This is a genomic window from Oleiphilus sp. HI0128 (genome assembly GCF_001635365.1).
Map to the genome: position 1 here is coordinate 1 of NZ_LWGG01000556.1, position 535 is coordinate 535.

The window sequence follows — 535 nt, forward strand, 5'->3', positions numbered from 1 at the left end:
AGTAATATGGCCAGCAAAATCGACAAATGGGTTATCTTACAAACAATTAAACACTTAAGTGAACATAGATCAAAAGGTCATGACACCAAACTCTTTATTAACCTGACCAGCGAGACGCTACAAGATCAAACCTTCACCTCATGGCTGAATGTAGCGCTGAAAGCCGCTCGCCTACCTGGCGACTCTTTAATTTTCCAGATATCGGAAAACAACGCTATCACTTACATGAAACAAGCAAAAGAGTTTGCCAAAGGTATCAGCACCCTACACTGTAAAATGTCGATCAATCAGTTCGGCCATGCCTTAAAACCTTTCAACCTTCTGAAACACTTAAGCCCAGAATACATCAAGCTTGAAGGTTCCTTTACTCAAGATATGCAAAAGGGTGAAGATTCAAAAGAACAGGCTAAAGAAATGATTCAGACCTTACAGTCCATGGGTAAACTCACTATCGTGCCGCTGGTAGAGAGTGCAGCCCTGCTATCAACTTTGTGGCAAGCGGGCGTCAACTATATTCAGGGTTACTACCTGCAAG

Annotated in this window: 1 protein-coding gene; it reads left to right on the forward strand. The window is 42.4% G+C overall.

What is annotated here, in order from left to right:
* Positions 1-535 (forward strand): EAL domain-containing protein (locus A3763_RS06610; protein ID WP_156494977.1); only part of this gene is annotated, 535 nt, incomplete at both ends.